This is a genomic window from Bacillus sp. FSL K6-2861 (assembly GCF_038630725.1).
In the GTDB taxonomy this organism is placed as follows: Bacteria; Bacillota; Bacilli; order Bacillales; family Bacillaceae; genus Bacillus; species Bacillus velezensis.
Genome location: NZ_CP152037.1, coordinates 424,182 through 441,117 on the forward strand (window position 1 = coordinate 424,182; position 16,936 = coordinate 441,117).

Annotated in this window: 16 protein-coding genes; 10 read left to right on the forward strand and 6 right to left on the reverse strand. The window is 47.5% G+C overall.

Annotated elements, in window-relative coordinates:
• The first annotated feature begins 3 nt into the window (after positions 1–3).
• Complete coding sequence (locus NYE62_RS01995; protein ID WP_144664500.1) at positions 4–1,155, forward strand: M20 peptidase aminoacylase family protein; 1,152 nt, start codon at positions 4–6, stop codon at positions 1,153–1,155.
• Positions 1,152–2,498 (forward strand): MmgE/PrpD family protein, encoded by a 1,347-nt coding sequence (locus NYE62_RS02000; protein WP_342497197.1) that lies wholly within the window; start codon positions 1,152–1,154, stop codon positions 2,496–2,498. The genes NYE62_RS01995 and NYE62_RS02000 overlap by 4 nt, the downstream gene beginning before the upstream one ends.
• Positions 2,499–2,558: 60 nt before the next feature.
• On the opposite strand, the gene NYE62_RS02005 is transcribed toward NYE62_RS02000, so the two are convergent.
• The 3 genes from NYE62_RS02005 to NYE62_RS02015 form a co-directional block, all read right to left on the reverse strand.
• A protein-coding gene (locus tag NYE62_RS02005; protein WP_222835235.1) for an IS3 family transposase occupies positions 2,559–3,709 on the reverse strand; the annotation gives its coding sequence in 2 pieces (ribosomal slippage) (positions 2,559–3,436 and positions 3,436–3,709; 1,152 coding nt in all).
• Positions 3,710–3,889: 180 nt separating this feature from the next.
• The gene (locus tag NYE62_RS02010; RefSeq protein WP_342497198.1) at positions 3,890–4,573 is read right to left on the reverse strand and encodes an ABC transporter ATP-binding protein; all 684 of its coding nucleotides are present in this window, start codon (positions 4,571–4,573) and stop codon (positions 3,890–3,892) included.
• A gap of 14 nt (positions 4,574–4,587) precedes the next feature.
• Positions 4,588–6,024, reverse strand: coding sequence for an ABC transporter permease (locus tag NYE62_RS02015; RefSeq protein WP_094032072.1), 1,437 nt, complete (start codon positions 6,022–6,024; stop codon positions 4,588–4,590).
• A gap of 212 nt (positions 6,025–6,236) precedes the next feature.
• Here NYE62_RS02015 and NYE62_RS02020 point away from each other — a divergent pair, with 212 nt between their 5' ends.
• The 4 genes from NYE62_RS02020 to NYE62_RS02035 all read left to right on the forward strand — a co-directional run bounded on the left by NYE62_RS02020 (position 6,237) and on the right by NYE62_RS02035 (position 9,744).
• A complete protein-coding gene (locus NYE62_RS02020) occupies positions 6,237–6,920 on the forward strand; it encodes a response regulator transcription factor (protein WP_007410267.1) in 684 nt (227 codons plus the stop codon).
• A complete protein-coding gene (locus NYE62_RS02025; protein WP_179288762.1) occupies positions 6,907–8,340 on the forward strand; it encodes a HAMP domain-containing sensor histidine kinase in 1,434 nt (477 codons plus the stop codon). The genes NYE62_RS02020 and NYE62_RS02025 overlap by 14 nt, the downstream gene beginning before the upstream one ends.
• A 152-nt stretch (positions 8,341–8,492) precedes the next feature.
• Positions 8,493–9,641 carry a Rap family tetratricopeptide repeat protein gene (locus NYE62_RS02030; protein WP_007410270.1) on the forward strand — a complete coding sequence of 383 codons (1,149 nt, stop codon included), beginning with the start codon at positions 8,493–8,495 and terminating at the stop codon, positions 9,639–9,641.
• On the forward strand, positions 9,625–9,744 hold the full coding sequence (locus tag NYE62_RS02035) for a PhrC/PhrF family phosphatase-inhibitory pheromone (RefSeq protein ID WP_003156334.1): 120 nt from the start codon (positions 9,625–9,627) through the stop codon (positions 9,742–9,744). The genes NYE62_RS02030 and NYE62_RS02035 overlap by 17 nt, the downstream gene beginning before the upstream one ends.
• 147 nt (positions 9,745–9,891) lie before the next feature.
• Here the strand turns inward: NYE62_RS02035 and NYE62_RS02040 are convergent, their stop codons facing one another.
• Positions 9,892–9,987: a YjcZ family sporulation protein gene (locus tag NYE62_RS02040; RefSeq protein WP_021495118.1), complete on the reverse strand. Its 96-nt coding sequence runs from the start codon at positions 9,985–9,987 to the stop codon at positions 9,892–9,894.
• Between the two features lie 94 nt (positions 9,988–10,081).
• Positions 10,082–11,446 (reverse strand): aspartate kinase, encoded by a 1,365-nt coding sequence (locus NYE62_RS02045; protein ID WP_095352403.1) that lies wholly within the window; start codon positions 11,444–11,446, stop codon positions 10,082–10,084.
• Between the two features lie 413 nt (positions 11,447–11,859).
• Between NYE62_RS02045 and NYE62_RS02050 the strand changes: the two genes are divergently transcribed.
• Genes NYE62_RS02050 through NYE62_RS02065 form a run of 4 tightly spaced genes read left to right on the forward strand, consistent with a single transcriptional unit; the run spans position 11,860 to position 15,468 of the window.
• Positions 11,860–12,813: an ABC transporter permease gene (locus NYE62_RS02050; RefSeq protein WP_015239156.1), complete on the forward strand. Its 954-nt coding sequence runs from the start codon at positions 11,860–11,862 to the stop codon at positions 12,811–12,813.
• A complete protein-coding gene (locus tag NYE62_RS02055) occupies positions 12,803–13,750 on the forward strand; it encodes an iron chelate uptake ABC transporter family permease subunit (protein ID WP_014416905.1) in 948 nt (315 codons plus the stop codon). The genes NYE62_RS02050 and NYE62_RS02055 overlap by 11 nt, the downstream gene beginning before the upstream one ends.
• Entirely contained in the window at positions 13,744–14,502 is a 759-nt protein-coding gene (locus NYE62_RS02060; RefSeq protein ID WP_003156330.1) for an ABC transporter ATP-binding protein, read from the forward strand. The genes NYE62_RS02055 and NYE62_RS02060 overlap by 7 nt, the downstream gene beginning before the upstream one ends.
• A gap of 21 nt (positions 14,503–14,523) precedes the next feature.
• Positions 14,524–15,468: a siderophore ABC transporter substrate-binding protein gene (locus NYE62_RS02065; RefSeq protein ID WP_144664502.1), complete on the forward strand. Its 945-nt coding sequence runs from the start codon at positions 14,524–14,526 to the stop codon at positions 15,466–15,468.
• Positions 15,469–15,509: 41 nt separating this feature from the next.
• On the opposite strand, the gene NYE62_RS02070 is transcribed toward NYE62_RS02065, so the two are convergent.
• The gene (locus tag NYE62_RS02070; protein WP_095352401.1) at positions 15,510–16,934 is read right to left on the reverse strand and encodes an MDR family MFS transporter; all 1,425 of its coding nucleotides are present in this window, start codon (positions 16,932–16,934) and stop codon (positions 15,510–15,512) included.
• Positions 16,935–16,936 lie beyond the last annotated feature (2 nt).

Here is a 16,936-nt window from a genome sequence, read left to right on the forward strand (position 1 = left end):
GAAATGGCAAATGAAACGTATGAATCATTAAACAAACGTTTAATCAATATCCGCCGCGACCTTCATGAACACCCTGAGCTGTCAGGCGAGGAATTCGAAACGACGAATAAAATCCGCCGCTGGCTGGAGGAAGAAGGAATCACGGTTCTTGATATGCCGAAACTTCAAACCGGAGTGATCGCTGAAATCAAAGGAGACAAAAGCGGCCCCGTCATCGCCGTCAGAGCGGACATCGACGCACTGCCGATCGAAGAGAAAACAAACCTTCCGTTTGCTTCGCGCAACAGCGGCGTGATGCACGCCTGCGGCCATGATTTCCATACGGCATCTATTCTCGGCACGGCTTTTTTATTAAATGAGAGAAAGCATGAGCTGAAAGGAACGGTGCGGTTTATTTTTCAGCCCGCGGAAGAAATCGCCGCCGGAGCAAGACAGGTCATTGAAGCCGGCGCGCTTGACGGTGTATCGGCGATATTCGGCATGCATAACAAACCTGACCTCCCCGTCGGCACGGTCGGTCTGAAAGAAGGCCCGCTGATGGCGAGTGTCGACCGCTTTGAAATCACTGTTAAAGGAAAAGGCGGCCACGCCGGAATCCCTGATAACAGCATTGATCCGATTCAGGCGGCAGGACAGATCATCGGCGGCCTGCAATCAGTTGTCAGCAGAAATATCAGCTCGCTTTATAATGCCGTCGTCAGCATCACAAGAGTTCAAGGCGGCAGCTCTTGGAATGTCATCCCGGACCATGTTGAAATGGAAGGCACCGTCCGGACGTTTCAAAAAGAAGCGCGTGACGCTGTTCCGAAACATATGAAGCGGGTTGCCGAAGGAATCGCGGCCGGATTCGGGGCAGAGGCTGATTTCCGCTGGTATCCTTACCTTCCGTCAGTGATGAACGACGCCCGTTTCATCCAGGCGGCGGAACAAACGGCTGAAAGCCTCGGGCTTCAGACCGTTCGGGCAGAACAGTCGCCCGGCGGTGAAGACTTTGCATTATATCAAGAAAAAATCCCCGGCTTCTTCGTCTGGATGGGAACAAACGGAACAGAAGAATGGCACCATCCCGCCTTCACACTCGACGAAAAAGCGCTCCCGGCAGCGGCTGAGTTTTTCGCCCGGCTTGCCGTCAACGTATTGGAGCAGACGGAATGAATACGGAAAATCTGACGGCCGGACTTGCTCAGGCCGTCATGTCGTCTGTGCCGGAAACATCCGCTGAAGCGATGAAAGAAGCGCGCAAAGGACTGCTTGATTTTACAGCGGCAGCTTTTGCGGGGAGACGGGATAAAGGAGTTGAAAAGCTGGTAAAACTGGCCGAAGAAGAAGGCGGGGTGCCGATAGCGCCGCTTATCGGCAGAAATCAAAAAACCACGCCGTCCCAATCCGCGCTCATTAACGGATTCATCGCACATGCGCTTGATTTTGACGATGTTCATTCTGATGTAAGAGGACATCCGAGCGCAGTCATCCTCCCGGCTTTGATTGCAGCCGCATCAGCCGGCCGTATAGACAAAAGCCGTTTTCTCGGTGCTTATGTGACGGGAATTGAAGTGATGGCGCGGCTCGGCGAGTCAGCTGGAAGGCATCATTACGAGAAAGGCTGGCACAATACAGGAACGTTAGGTGCCATTGCGGCCGCATGCGCCGTCGGATTCGCGGAGAATCTGAATCAAACCCAATTGCAGAAAGCAATCGGGTTTGCGGCTGCCCGCTCCGGAGGCATGAGAGTGCAATTCGGGACAGAAATGAAGCCGCTCCACGCCGGACTGGCCGCTCAAGCCGGATTGTTCGCCGTGCAGCTTGCAATGGCCGGTTTCGGCGGCTCAGCTCATGCGCTCGACGGGGAGAAAGGTTTTTTCGGACTGTACGGCGATCTTGAACGGGCAGAAACCCTCCTTGTAAACAGGTGGGGAAAACCTTGGCGGATTGTGGGCCCGGGACTTTGGTTTAAGGTTTATCCGTTTTGCTCGGCGGCTCATCATGCGGCGGACGCCATTCTCAAGCTGAAGGCCGAACATGGTCTCACTTTCGGCCAAACGGAACGGATCGACGTGATTTATCCGCCGGGCGGGGACGCTGCATTGACAGAACGGCGTCCGAAAACAGGCGAAGCGGGAAGATTCAGCGTGGAATATGTGATCACCTTAGCTTTGTACGGTAAGGATTTTTCAGTTGAACATTTCACATCCGAGCCGATTCCGGAATCCCTTCAAAAAGGATTTGAGCGGATTCACCGCAGCTGCGATGACCAAATTCAGCCGGCTGAAAACGCCGTTCCGAAGGGCCGTTTTACAATTGTACGGGTCACGGCTTCCGGCGGTCATGTCTATGAAACACGTATCGACTGTCCGAAGGGAGCGCCGGGAAACGGTCTTTCTGAAAAAGACATTGAAGACAAACTCCGGCTCGCTTTGCCGGGAGAAGAGAAAAAGGCGGAAGAATTGATCAAAGCAGCCGGACAATCAAATATGGACCGTTATTTACAGCTGATATAAATAAAAAGAGCGAGGGGATGGGGACTGACCCCCGTTTTTGAGACAGGGATCAAAACACCTTCATACAGCCAATTGCCGATATTGTATCGGCGATTGGCTGTTTAGTTTCGTTTGAATACGAATATTGTTATAATAATGAATGTATTCTATGGCAGTGCGTTCTACGATGGCGGTCGTAGTTCGATCAATGCTGTTAAGATAGAACGTTTCAGACTTTAGTGAGGAATGAAACGATTCGATGGAGGCATTATCAGCGGGCGTCCCTTTGCGGGACATGCTCATGGTAATGCCTTTTGTTTTAACAGCTTTCTGATACTCATAAGATGTATAAACAGAACCTTGGTCACTATGTAACACGCAGTTTTCAGGAAGTGTTGGCAGCTGATCAAGTGTGTCTAAGACAAAGTCTGTGTCCTGCTTATCTCCAATCGTAAAAGCAATCACTTCTCCATTGTATAAATCCAATATACTGGAAAGGTACAATTGTTTCTGTCCATAAGGCAAATATGTGATGTCCGTTACCAGTTTTTCAAGAGGGCGATCAGACTGAAAGTTCCGATCCAATATATTATCGACCACAGAATATGGCTGCCCACTTTTTTTACGCTTTTTCATCTTAACCCGACACTGCCATTGATTTTTCTGCATAATACGTTGAACAGATTTATGATTAATACTTATTCTCTTTTTTAGTATGGCTGTGATTTTTCGATATCCATATCGATACTTGTGTTCTCGGCACAACGTGCCGATTTGTTTCTCCAGTCGTATCTTAGGATTACTCTTAGTCAGATTCTTTCTCCATCTATAATATGAAGTGCGTGAAATATCTAAATGGACACAGATGTCCTGTACCGTCATCGTCTTGCGCAATTCTTCTACCAGTTTGATTGTCGTTTCCCTATCAGCTTCCTTTCCAATTCGTTGTACTTTTTTAACACTTCATTCTGTTGTCTCAGATAACGATTCTCTGCCTGGAGTTTCTCTAATTCAGAAGAATACTCCGGACCCTTTCCATAAGTATATTGCTTTCCAACAGGCTGTTCGAATCGGTGGGTATCCCCAGCCTTATGCCATCTAACCCATGTCTGAACCTGAGTCTTATTTTTGATATTCAATTCCTGCATGATCTCTTTCATAGGCACGCCCGCCAATCTCATTCCTACAGCCTTCTGTTTGACTTCAACCGGATAACTCACTCTTGTCCCCATAGAAAAACACCTCCAAGTTTTATTTCGGATAACAACGGTCCGTTTTCAAACTTGAAGGTGTTTTTTGTTTGTCTCATATTATGGGGTCAGTTCCATGCAACCCTCGCTCTTTTTACGTTCACTTCTATTGAATTGGGGGATATAGGGTGCGCCCCTGTCTGCGCTGGCAGGGGCGCGGTATCAGGAAACGGCCGTGCCGTTTTCTTTAACCGTGAAACTTCCTCTTGATAAGCGGATGTTGATATCCGAAACTTTGGCAATTTGTTCGTCGTGCGTAACCATGATGACGCATTTGCCGTCTTTATGCGCCAGATCCTGAAAGAGCCGGACGATTTCCTTTGACGTATCCTCGTCGAGATTTCCCGTCGGCTCGTCCGCGCAAATCAAATCCGTGTCACAGCAGAAAGCCCGCGCAATTGAAACGCGCTGCTGCTGTCCGCCGCTTAATGTCAGCACCCGCTGACGGGCCTGCTGTTCGGTGATGCCGACTTTTTTCAGCATGCTGAGCGCGAACGCATCTTTGTTGTTCTCCTTAGAGCCGGTGATCTCCATCGCCGTTGTGACATTCTGGAGCGCTGTCATATACGGGATCAGATGATAAGATTGAAAGAAGATAGAGACATATTGATTTCTGAATTTGGTTAATCCAATTTTGGAGATGTCTTTTCCGTTATAAAGGATGCTTCCCTCTTTAGGTGTGTCAAGGCCGCCCGCCAGAGACAGAAACGTTGTTTTCCCCGTTCCGGAGGCGCCGACAATTGTATAAAGCTTCCCTTTTTCAAAGCTGATCGTTATATCCTGAAACAGCGGCTGTGATTTGTCTTGGTACCAGTAGCCGGTCTGTTGAAAGGTTAATAGGCTCATTATGCTGCCTCCTCTTATTCCTGCTTGGTCAGGATCGTTTTAGGGTGAAGCCGCATGACTGATACAGACGGCAGTAATGTGGCGATGACGGCAATTGCGACGCCGATGCCGCCGAGAATCAGAAGGTCATTCAGCGAGACGTTTACCTGCATTGTACTGATGACATCCGCGCCGGATGAATGCTGACCGAACATGCCGCCTCCCCGCGGCATTTCTCCTCCGCCCCAGCCGCTTGTTTGCTGCTGTGAATCATCGGCTGAGCTGACCTGCTGGGAAAGAAGCTGATTTCCGAGCTGATTCGCCACAAGGCTGCCCGTGAGGGATGCGATCCCGATGGCAATAACGGCGACAACCAGAATTTCCGTTAAGAATTGTCCGATGAGCTTCCAGCGCTTTTCGCCGATCGCCATCAAGACACCCATTTCATACTTGCGTTCCCTGATCGACATCATCACGATCAACCCGAGAATGACCGCGCCCGCGATGGATACAAGGTATACCACGTTTTTAGAAAATGACGCGACATTTTCAATCGGGCCGACCATTTGCTGATACACCTGATCATTTGTCGTCAGCGCGTAGGTTTTATCATCTATAGATGTTTTTTTCGCAGCCGCAACGAATGAGTCAATATATTTGGCATCATCCATATAATAAACGGCTGAGCTGATTTTGTTTTTGTTATCAGACCCTTTTAACGCCGCCGCGGCAGTGTAAGGCGTATAGATTTTATTGTCAGGATTTAAGAATGAAAAATGCTGTGCCTGATCGTCTCCTGATGATGTTGTTTTATAGATTCCCACAATTTTAAGCTTCGTTTTCACAGAATCATCCGCTGCTGAGGAAACGGTAATGGAGCCGCCGACCTTCAGCTTGTTTTGATCTGCCAGCGTTTCATTAATCACGGCGACTTTTGCGTCCGCATCTGTTTTTATGATGGCGCGTCCGTCAGTGATTTTTGAGCTCCCGCCTGTGAAATCATCAAGCAATGCCGTAGAGAGCACGCCTTCGATCGAGATATCAGCTGAAATCATCTGTCTTCCGCCGCCTTGAAAACGGCCGGCGCCGGAACTGTTATCGGCTGATTCGCCTGAGCTTTTTATCGCATCAAAGCTTTCTGCATTTGCTGACGCTGTCGTGAGGAAGTTGTAATTTTTAACATGCTGTAAAGATGTAAGCTTCTTGGCATCTGAGACGGAAATCGGCGTTGATTCAAACGTCCTCTTTTCACCGTCTTTTTGCTGCTGCGCCATTTGCTTTTGGCGGTCAGCCTGGAGTGTGACGCTCCCGCCGAGCTGCTGCCTTGCCAGTTCGCTTGATTTCTTTGCCGCTGACTGGATCGTAAGACCGGACAGGACAAAAATGCAAATCACTGAAAACACAACCAGCTGCAAAAATGTTTTTCCCTTTTTTGCCTTCATGCTCCAAAAGGCTCTTTTTATAAAGTTCATGTCTGTTCCTCCGTGTGGGTGTCAGATCTTGTAAAACCGGCCTTCTTTAGCACCGGCCATTCGATATGTATATAGTAGGAGAAATGTATGAAAAAAATATGAACAAACTATTTCCGGGTGATGAAATAAAAACTAACAATTGTGAAACCCGAAAACACCCGGGTAAAATGGTGCTATTATAAGAAAAAGCGTGAAGATAAGCGGAGGAACCAATGAAGATATTAATGATAGAAGACAATATAAGCGTATGCACCATGACGGAAATGTTCTTTTTTAAAGAAGGATTTGAAGCCGAATTTGTCCATGACGGAGTGGAAGGCTATCAGCGGTTCACGGAAGAGGACTGGGATTTGGTCATTCTGGACATTATGCTTCCATCCATGGACGGAGTGACGATCTGCCGGAAAATAAGAGAGACGAGCAGTGTGCCGATTATTATGCTGACCGCAAAGGACACGGAGTCTGATCAGGTGATCGGGTTTGAAATGGGGGCGGACGACTATGTCACCAAGCCGTTCAGTCCGCTGACACTAGTAGCGCGGATTAAAGCGGTGATCAGAAGATACCGGGCGACGGGGCAGGCCGTAAAAAGCGACGACTTGATCGAAACGGCGTGTTTTTCAATCAATAAGAAGACGCGGGAAGTGTTTCTGCACGGAAAACCTGTCGAGAATCTGACGCCGAAGGAATTCGATCTGCTCTTTTATCTCGCACAAAACCCGCGCCAGGTTTTTTCGAGAGAGCAGCTGCTTGAGCAGGTGTGGGGCTATCAATTTTACGGCGATGAACGTACGGTTGATGTTCATATTAAACGGCTGCGCAAAAAACTGTCCAGTGAGGAAAAACCGTTTTTATACACGGTGTGGGGGGTAGGATACAAATTTGATGAGGATTAAATACTTATATCAGCTGCTGTTAAGCCATGTCAGCATTTTGATTTTGGCCTTTTTCATCATCATTTCCCTGTTTTCGCACTTTGTGAAAGATTTTGCGTATCAAAATAAAGTGGACGAGCTGTCTTCTTACGCGCAGCAGATCACAAGTGAGCTGAACGGCCGCGATCTTGATCTGCGCCGCCTGTATCCGTATCAGGACATGTTAAAAACGCGCGAGACCAGGTTTATTATTTTTGATGAACATCAGCGGCCTTACTTTTTTCCTGACGATATGCCGCCGCGCGAGAAGCTGAAAAGTAAAGAGTGGCACATGCTGAAGCAAGGGAAAACCGTTCAGATCAGAGCGGAGATGAACCGTTTTAATACGGAAGGCTTAGAAGTGTCGCTCGTCGCAAAGCCGCTTTTTATCAACGATCAATTTAAAGGCGCGGTGCTGCTCGTGTCTCCCGTCAGAGGGGTCGAGCAGATGATCAGCCAGGTCAACCGCTATATGATTTACGCGATCATCAGCACCCTTATCATCACGATTCTGCTAAGCTGGCTTTTATCTAAATTTCACGTCAAGCGGATTCAGACATTGCGGGATGCGACCGGAAAAGTGGCATCCGGTGATTACGATATTTCGCTCAAGAACAGCGGCGGCGATGAAATCGGCATGCTGGCGTCCGATTTCAACATCATGGCCAAAAATCTGAAGCAATCGAGAGAGCAGATTGACCGCCTTGAAAAACGGAGGCGCCAATTTATCGCCGATGTCTCCCATGAGCTGAGAACGCCTTTGACGACCATTAACGGACTTGTGGAGGGGCTTAACAGCAACACCATCCCGGAAAAAGATAAAGAGAAATGCTTCTCGCTGATCAGCGAAGAAACGAAGCGGATGCTCAGGCTCGTGAAAGAAAACCTGGATTATGAAAAAATCAGATCCCAGCAAATCAAACTGGACAAGCTCAGTTTGCCGCTCATCGAGGTGTTTGAAATTATTAAAGAGCATCTCAATCAGCAGGCGGAGGAAAAACAAAATCAGCTGCGGATTCAAGTGGAGGACGGCGTCAAAGTGTTCGCAGATTATGACAGGCTGATCCAGATTCTCGTCAACATCACGAAAAACAGCATTCAATTTACGCAAAAGGGAGACATCACGCTGCGCGGGTATGAAGGCTATAAAGAAACGGTGATTGAAATCGAAGACACCGGGATCGGCATCTCCAAAAAGGAAATTGAGCATATATGGGAGCGGTTTTATAAGGCGGACGTGTCCCGGACGAATACGGCATACGGCGAATACGGACTCGGCCTTTCCATTGTCAGGCAGCTCGTCGAAATGCACAAAGGCACGATAGATATTGACAGCGAAAAAGGAAAAGGCACGACCTTTACAATCCGCCTTCCGCTGAATACGAAACATGAATCATCTTGAAAGCGGCGGTCCCGTCTGGCCGCCGTCTGTTTTAACTCCACTCGGAAAATTGCGCTCTGCCGAAACAAAGTTTGCGTGTTTTTCGGGATGGAAAGAGACGGAAACGTGATAAAATAACTGGTAAACAGGTCTTGGATGGGGAGGGTGAAGGAATGAAGAGCGGGTTAATTCCTTCTTCAGCAGTCGGGCAGAAAATTAACGAGTGGTATCGATACATCAGAACATTCAGCGTGCCGGATGCGGAGATCTTGAAGGCCGAGATCAAACAAGAGCTTGACCATATGGAGCCTGATTCGAACTTAGTGCTTTATTATTCCCTCATGGAATTTCGCCATCAGCTGATGCTGGACTACTTGGAGCCGCTGGAAAAACTGAAGATAGAAGACCAGCCGACCCTGTCGGAAATTCTTGATAACATTGATAACAGCCAGGCCGGCCTCAAAGGGCTTCTCGATTATTACGTCAACTTTTTCAAAGGCATGTTTGAATTTGATAAAAGAGAATTTATCTCAGCGATTACATATTATAAACAAGCTGAGAAAAAACTGGCCTTCGTATCGGACCACGTGGAACGGGCGGAGTTTTATTTTAAAGTGGCCGAAGCTTATTATCATATGAAACAAACGTATTTTTCTTTGATACATATAAAAAACGCTTATGAAATTTACGTAGAGCAGGACACATATAACGTCCGGATCATTCAATGCCATTTTGTATTCGGCGTCAATTTAATGGATGAAAGGCGCTTTGAACAGGCGGCCAAACATTTTCAGCACGCTCTGCAAATGGCCGAAAAAGAACAAAAAGCGCAGCTTGTCGGGAGGGCGCTGTATAACCTCGGACTGTGCTACTACAATCAGGACCGCATCGGCGAAGCGATTCCGTACTTTGAACGGGCGGTCGATACATTTGAATCACAAAGAATCGTCAATTCTCTTCCTCAAGCATATTTTCTAATCACACTCATTTACTTTAAACTCGGAAAAAAAGAAAAAGCGTCGGAATATCACAAGCGGGGATATGAATATGCTAAAGAAACAGACGATCCCGTTTATACGGTAAAATTCGAATGGCTGCAGGCTCTGTATCAGGCGAAACCGGATGAGGAAACAATCAGCGCGTGTTTCCGTTACCTGGAAGATAAAAATTTATACGCCGATATAGAGGATTTAGCACTAGAAGCAGCTAAATATTACTATGAACAAAATTGCTTTAAAATTTCTTCTGACTATTTTCTGAAAGTCGAAGAGGCAAGGAAACAAATACAAAGGAGTGAGGGTTTGTATGAAATTGAAATCTAAATGGTTTGTTATTTGTTTAGCAGCCGCCGCGATTTTTACAGTGACAGGTGCAGGCCAGACAGATCAGGCTGAATTCCATGTAGCTGAAAGAGGAATGACGTGAGAAGAAAATAACCTGAACAAAGGAAAAGACTGCCCGAGAATGTTCTCGGCAGTCTTTTTTGCGCGGCCGGACTTGGACAGCGGCGGAAAACAAAAGAAAACGCCGCAGGTCAAAACCCGCAGCGTCCTCATATAGACGGAGTGATGTTTAGAAACCGCCAACGAAGGCAGTACCTACAATAATCAACAGGATAAATAAAACAACGATCAAAGCGAAAGAGCTGACTCCAGAATATCCTGACATGAGCTTCACCTCCATATTGTCTATACCATACAATATGTAAAAGAAGCTGCTTTGTAAGGGATATTAGTGGACAAGAGAAAAAAGAGGCGGTGTCCTATGAGAGTAAGACTCCGGCGAAAAATTCGTCATACAGCGCACGCACCGCGTGTTTTTCCTGTTCTTCTTTCACTCCGAACATCATGCTGACTTCCGATGACCCTTGATTGATCATCTCGATGTTGACACCGGCTTCCGACAGGGCTTTGGATGCCCTGGCGGTTGTGCCGACATTATGGCGCATCGCTTCCCCGACGACCATAATCAGCGCCAGATTGTGCCTGACTGTGACTTCATCTGCTTGAAGTTCCTGCTTCAGGCGGGTGACGAGCCTGTGTTCCAGTTCTGAGTCCATCTGATTGTGCCGAAGGATGATCGTGATGTCGTCAATGCCGGATGGAACGTGTTCATACGTCAATCCTTCTTCCTCCAAAATGTGAAGGGCTTTGCGGCCGAAACCGATTTCCCGGTTCATTAAATATTTGCTTATGTAAATGCTGCAAAAGCCCGTGTCGCTTGCGATGCCGATGACTGGCCCGTTCGTATTGTCACGGCTGCTGACGACGCGTGTTCCTTTCGCATCCGGATTATTCGTATTCTTAATCTGAACGGGGATGCCGGCCCGAAATGCGGGAATCAGCGCTTCATCATGAAAAACGGAAAATCCGGCATAGGAGAGCTCACGCATTTCCCGATACGTCAGTTCGTTAATTTCTTTCGGATGCCGCACGATTGACGGGTTGACGGAATAGACGGCGTCCACATCAGTAAAGTTTTCGTACAGGTCGGCTTTTAAGCCGCTGGCGAGAATGGAGCCGGTAATATCAGAACCGCTCCGGGAAAACGTCACAATCTCATGCTCCTTCGTGTAACCGAAAAATCCCGGAAAAATGATCAAGCCTTCCCGGTTTCTCAGACGGTACAAATGATCATAAGACTCAGGGAGCACCTGCGCGCTTCCGGGTTCATTCGTCACAAACAGCCCCGCTTCTTTCGGACTTACGTATTCCGCTTTCACGCCCTGCCGTCGGAAGTAGGCTGCGATCAGCTTCGCGTTGTTGTCCTCGCCGCTCGCCTTCACCGCATCCATATATTGTTCGGAATTGGTTTTACAGCTGTTTAAGAGATCGAATAGGTCACTGCGGATTCTTTCTATAATAGAGAAATCCAGGTTCAGCTCACGCGCGATGGCGGCGTACCGTTCAATGACCGTTTCGGCAAGCTCGGGCGCTGCACCTTTTTGCAAATAATGCTCCGCACAGCGGATTAACAGATCCGTCACCTTTGTATCGTCCGAGAAGCGTTTTCCCGGTGCCGATACGACGACGGCTTTCCGCGCGGGATCAGCCGTCACAATTTGAAACACTTTCTCAAGCTGGGCTCCTGACGCAAGAGAGCTGCCTCCGAATTTTACAACTTTCATGATTTACATCCCCTAATATTTAAATTTTCTCACAAATTTAATTTTTATTATCTCTCTTTCAAACATGTAAATCAAGGATTTTTTCTACGTGGGAAGAACATTTGTATTTTCACGGAGGAAATTTGCCGCTGTTTGTCAGATTTGTTTCCCTCAAGCGTGTCATCATGTGCAAAAAATGATAAGCAGCCAAATGTAGGTTATAGAAAATCCTGCAAATTCTTGATAGACTGATTGTAAGACAATTTAGTGTACGGCCCGCGGATGACCGCTTTTGAAAGCAAAACTGTATTGACTGCGCTTGGAAAGATGATAAGATTATAATTGTCGTTGATAATGATAATCATTACGAGTGGGATATATGGGAGTTGTTTGGCAATCAGTCATACCGTTTGTGATGGGTGCAGGGAGGCAGCATGAAGCTACGTTACTTACTTTTGCTACTGGCGGTTTTGGCGTGTACTTCTATATTTATCGGTGTAGAAGATTTGTCGCCGCTGGATATTTTTCATTTAAATAAAGAACAGGCAGGTACATTGTTTGACAGCCGGCTGCCGCGTTTGGTGAGCATTATCATCGCCGGCATGAGCCTGAGCATCTGCGGATTAATCATGCAGCAGATCAGCCGGAATAAATTTGTATCGCCGACGACTGCGGGAACGATGGACTGGGCAAGGCTCGGAATTTTGATTTCATTAATGCTTTTTACGTCAGCGAGTCCGCTTGTGAAAATGTCTATCGCTTTCGTTTTCGCGTTGGCGGGGAATTTCCTTTTCATGAAAATCCTCGAGAGAATCAAGTTCAATGATGCGATTTTTATTCCTCTCGTCGGTTTAATGCTTGGGAATATTGTCAGCTCAATCGCCACGTTTATCGCATATAAATACGATCTGATCCAAAACCTGTCGTCTTGGCTGCAGGGAGATTTCTCACTGGTCGTCAAAGGCCGGTATGAGCTTTTATATCTGAGTATCCCGCTGGTGATCATCGCTTATGTGTATGCGGATAAATTTACGGTGGCGGGAATGGGAGAGAGCTTTTCCGTCAATCTCGGCCTGAAATACAAACGCGTCGTTAATATCGGTCTGATTATCGTGTCGCTCATCGCTTCACTGGTGATCCTGACCGTCGGGATGCTGCCGTTTCTCGGGTTGATCATTCCCAATATGGTGTCGATTTACAAAGGGGACAACTTGAGGAGCAGCCTGCCTCACACCGCTCTGCTGGGCGCTGTTTTTGTGCTGTTTTGCGACATTTTGGGAAGGGTGATCATCTTCCCGTACGAAATTTCCATCGGCCTGATGGTCGGTGTTATCGGCAGCGGCATCTTCCTGTATATGCTGTTAAGGAGAAAAGCATATGAGTCATAATAAAAAAATTACGCTGCTGGCGGCGCTCGCCATGATATGTATCGGATTCTTCCTGTTCTACGGACTGGGCAATTGGGAATACTCCCTGCCGAGACGATGCTTCAAAGTGCTTGCCATGATGCTCACCGGAGGAGCGATCGCGTTTTCGACGGTCATCTTCCAGACGATTACAAATAACCGCATACTGACACCGGGCATTTTAGGCCTCGATTCCCTGTATATGCTCATTCAGACCGTCATCGTGTTCCTGTTCGGTTCAATGAATATCGTCATGATGAACAAAAATCTTAATTTCGTCATCTCCGTCGGGCTGATGGTGCTCTTGTCACTCGTTTTGTATCAGCTCATGTTTAAAGGCGAGGGGCGGAACGTGTTTTTCCTTCTGCTTGTCGGCGTCGTGTTCGGCACGCTGTTCAACAGTCTGTCATCCTTTATGCAGATGCTGATTGATCCGAATGAGTTCCAGGTTGTTCAGGACAAAATGTTTGCCAGCTTTAACAATATCAACACCGATCTTTTATGGTTTGCCGGTGCTGTCTTTCTTCTGACGGGCATTTATGTCTGGCGGTTCACGCGGTTTTTTGACGTGCTGTCGCTCGGCAGGGAGCACGCCGTCAACCTGGGGATTGATTACGATAAGCTTGTGAAGCAGATGCTCATTGTCGTCGCCATTCTTGTGTCTGTCTCTACGGCTCTTGTCGGGCCGATTATGTTTTTAGGACTGCTTGTCGTCAATCTGGCGAGAGAGTTTTTAAAAACCTACAGGCACACGTATTTAATCGCGGGTTCTGTCCTGATCAGCATCGTCGCGCTCGTCGGGGGCCAGTTCGTCGTGGAGAAAGTGTTCACGTTTTCCACGACGCTGAGCGTCATCATTAATTTTGCCGGCGGGATTTATTTTATCTATCTGCTGTTAAAGGAGAATAAATCATGGTAGAGGTCAAAAATGTAAGCAAACAATACGGAGGGAAAACCGTCCTTGAGAAAACGTCTCTATCCATTCAAAAGGGCAGGCTCACCTCATTTATCGGTCCGAACGGCGCGGGAAAAAGCACGCTGCTGTCTATCATGAGCCGGCTGATTAAGACGGATTCCGGGGAAATCACGGTCGACGGGCAAGAGATCGGGGCCTGCAAAAGCAATGATCTGGCAAAAAAAATCAGCATCCTGAAGCAGACGAACCAAATCAATATCAGGCTGACGATTAAAGACCTGGTCAGCTTCGGCAGATTTCCGTATTCCCAGGGGAAACTGACGGATGAAGATTGGGTGCATATCAACCAGGCACTCAGTTATATGAAGCTGGATGACTTAAAGGATAAATATCTCGATCAGCTCAGCGGGGGCCAGTGTCAGAGGGCGTTTATCGCGATGATCATCGCTCAGGATACGGACTATATTTTTCTCGATGAGCCGCTGAACAATTTAGATATGAAGCATTCCGTTGAAATGATGAAGCTGTTGAAGCGGCTTGTGGAAGACTTCGGAAAAACGGTCGTCGTAGTGATTCACGATATCAACTTCGCATCCGTATATTCAGACCATATCGTTGCACTGAAAAACGGCCGGATCGTCAAAGAAGGGCCGGCGGAGGAGATCATTGAAACCTCCGTGCTTGAAGATATTTATGATATGACCATCCCGATTCAAGAGATTGACAGTCAGCGGATCGGTGTGTACTTTTCTTAAAAACCAGATGAGGTGAAAATTATGAAAAAATTCGCATTGCTATTCATTGCGCTAGTTACGATTTTTGTTGTTTCTGCATGCGGAAACGGGGACAAAACATCAGGCAAATCAAAAGAAACAATCACAATCAAAGATGACCTGAACAAAGAAGGCGTCAAAGTGCCGAAGAATCCGAAAAAAGTCGTCGTATTCAACTTCGGAATGCTGGACACGATGGATGAACTCGGTTTACAGGATCATGTGGCGGGGCTTCCGAAACAAAACATTCCAAAATACTTATCTTCATATAAAAGTGATAAATACACCAATACAGGCGGTTTAAAAGAACCGGATTTTGAAAAAGTCGCGGATATTGACCCGGATTTAATCATTATCGCTCACAGACAATCTGATTCTTATAAAGAGTTCTCAAAAATCGCGCCGACGATTTACCTTGATGATGACTATACAAACTACGTTGACAGATTCAAGCACAACACCGAAGTGATCGGCAAAATCTTTAACAAAGAAAATGAAGTGAAAGATAAGCTTGCGAAAATTGACAAATCCATTGCGGATCTGAAGAAAAAGACAAGCAGCACGGATAAAAACGGGTTAGTGGTGATGGCGAACGACGGCAAAATCAGCGCGTTCGGATCTAAATCAAGATACGGCTTCATTCATGATGTGTTCGGCGTCAAACCGGCTGACAAAAACATCGAAGCCTCATTGCACGGACAAAGCATTTCTTATGAATATATCGCCAAAACAAACCCTGATTATATGTTTGTCGTTGACCGCGGAACAGCGATCGGCACAAAATCTTCAACAAAACAAGTGGTTGAAAATGATTATGTAAAATCGGTGAAAGCCGTGAAAAACAACCATGTTGTCTACCTTGATTCAGCTACATGGTATTTATCAGGAGGCGGCCTGGAATCCATGGCGCATATGGTGAAAGAAGTTAAAGACGGAATCGAGAAGTAAAAAAAGAACCCGGTCACATATGTGATCGGGTTCTTTTTGGTTTACCGCGTAACGGCCTGCTGCTGCTCGGGCTGACGCGGTTTTTTCTTCAATATAAAAGATAGGAGGAAGCCGGCCAGCGCGATGCAGGCGGCTACGACAAATGCCGCATTCATGCCGTGCAGGGCGGAGTTTGCCGGAGTTGACGCATTTGCGTGCGCGGCCTGGCTGCTCATCACGGAAACTAGCAACGCCGTACCGATAGAACCGCCGACTTGGCGGACGGTATTGTTCATGGCTGTGCCGTGCGGAATTAAGTGGCGCGGCAGGGCGTTGATTCCCGCTGTCGTCACCGGCATCATAATCATGGCTGTTCCCAAAAGCCGCGCGGTATAAACGATGACAATCCAAATGAGAGACGTCGAGTCCGTCAGATTCATAAACGGCAGGGACGTGAGCAGGATGATGAAGAATCCGGTCATCGCAAGGCCTTTTCCGCCGATTTTGTCAAACACCCGGCCGATAAACGGAGACATCATCCCCATCACAATCGCGCCCGGCAAAAGCATTAATCCGGTATCAAACGCGGATACACCCCGGACTTTTTGCGTGTAAAGCGGGAGAATGGTTTCCGTTCCGATCAGCAGCGCGAAAACAAGCGTTCCGAGCAGGGTGGTCAGGCTGAAAATCCCGAAAGAAAACACGCGGAATTCCAGCATCGGTTTTTTGAGTTTCATCTGTCTTGCGATAAAGAAAATCAGCGCGACCGCTCCGACAAGCAGCGAAGTCAGCACTTCAGTACTGGTCCACCCTGAGGAACCGGCGCTTGAGAAGCCGTAAAGCAGACCGCCGAATCCGAGGGTCGATAAGATCACGGATAAAATATCAATCTGTGTTTCTCGTAATGTCGTGACGTTTTTCATCAGAATAATCGCTAAAAGCAAATCGATGACTGCGATCGGGAAGATGATATAAAACAAAGACCGCCAAGAGAATGCTTCGACCGCCCATCCGGAAAGCGTCGGGCCGATCGCCGGGGCGAACGAAATAACCAAGCCGACCATACCCATGGCGCGGCCGCGCTTTTCCATCGGGAAAATCGTGAGAAATACCGTCTGCATGAGCGGCAGCATAATTCCGGCACCGGCTGCCTGGATAATCCGGGCCGTCAAGAGCACCGGAAAGTTCGGGGCAAATGCGCCGACAATGGTGCCCGCCGTGAAAATACTCATGGCGGAAATCAAGAGGGTGCGGCTTGTGAATTTCTCTATTAAAAATGCGGTAATCGGAATCAAAATCCCATTCGTCAGCATAAACGATGTTGTCAGCCATTGCGCTTTGTTGGCGTCTATATTGAAGTCATTCATAATGTGCGGCAGCGCCGTGATAAGCAGTGTCTGGTTCAAAATGGCGACGAACGCACCCGCCAAAAGAATCCCGACAATGACAGAGCGGTTGTATGGTGCAGTTTTAATACTCTTATTCAAGC

What these genes read in the sequence shown, in the direction of transcription:
- NYE62_RS01995 (WP_144664500.1), top strand. Translation starts at nt 4, where the DNA reads ATGGCAAATGAAACGTATGAATCATTAAACAAACGTTTAATCAATATC.
- NYE62_RS02030 (WP_007410270.1), top strand. Translation starts at nt 8,493, where the DNA reads ATGAAGAGCGGGTTAATTCCTTCTTCAGCAGTCGGGCAGAAAATTAAC.
- NYE62_RS02050 (WP_015239156.1), top strand. Translation starts at nt 11,860, where the DNA reads ATGAAGCTACGTTACTTACTTTTGCTACTGGCGGTTTTGGCGTGTACT.
- NYE62_RS02010 (WP_342497198.1), bottom strand. Translation starts at nt 4,573, where the DNA reads ATGAGCCTATTAACCTTTCAACAGACCGGCTACTGGTACCAAGACAAA.
- NYE62_RS02060 (WP_003156330.1), top strand. Translation starts at nt 13,744, where the DNA reads ATGGTAGAGGTCAAAAATGTAAGCAAACAATACGGAGGGAAAACCGTC.
- NYE62_RS02000 (WP_342497197.1), top strand. Translation starts at nt 1,152, where the DNA reads ATGAATACGGAAAATCTGACGGCCGGACTTGCTCAGGCCGTCATGTCG.
- NYE62_RS02040 (WP_021495118.1), bottom strand. Translation starts at nt 9,987, where the DNA reads ATGTCAGGATATTCTGGAGTCAGCTCTTTCGCTTTGATCGTTGTTTTA.
- NYE62_RS02045 (WP_095352403.1), bottom strand. Translation starts at nt 11,446, where the DNA reads ATGAAAGTTGTAAAATTCGGAGGCAGCTCTCTTGCGTCAGGAGCCCAG.
- NYE62_RS02015 (WP_094032072.1), bottom strand. Translation starts at nt 6,024, where the DNA reads ATGAACTTTATAAAAAGAGCCTTTTGGAGCATGAAGGCAAAAAAGGGA.
- NYE62_RS02055 (WP_014416905.1), top strand. Translation starts at nt 12,803, where the DNA reads ATGAGTCATAATAAAAAAATTACGCTGCTGGCGGCGCTCGCCATGATA.
- NYE62_RS02035 (WP_003156334.1), top strand. Translation starts at nt 9,625, where the DNA reads ATGAAATTGAAATCTAAATGGTTTGTTATTTGTTTAGCAGCCGCCGCG.
- NYE62_RS02020 (WP_007410267.1), top strand. Translation starts at nt 6,237, where the DNA reads ATGAAGATATTAATGATAGAAGACAATATAAGCGTATGCACCATGACG.
- NYE62_RS02065 (WP_144664502.1), top strand. Translation starts at nt 14,524, where the DNA reads ATGAAAAAATTCGCATTGCTATTCATTGCGCTAGTTACGATTTTTGTT.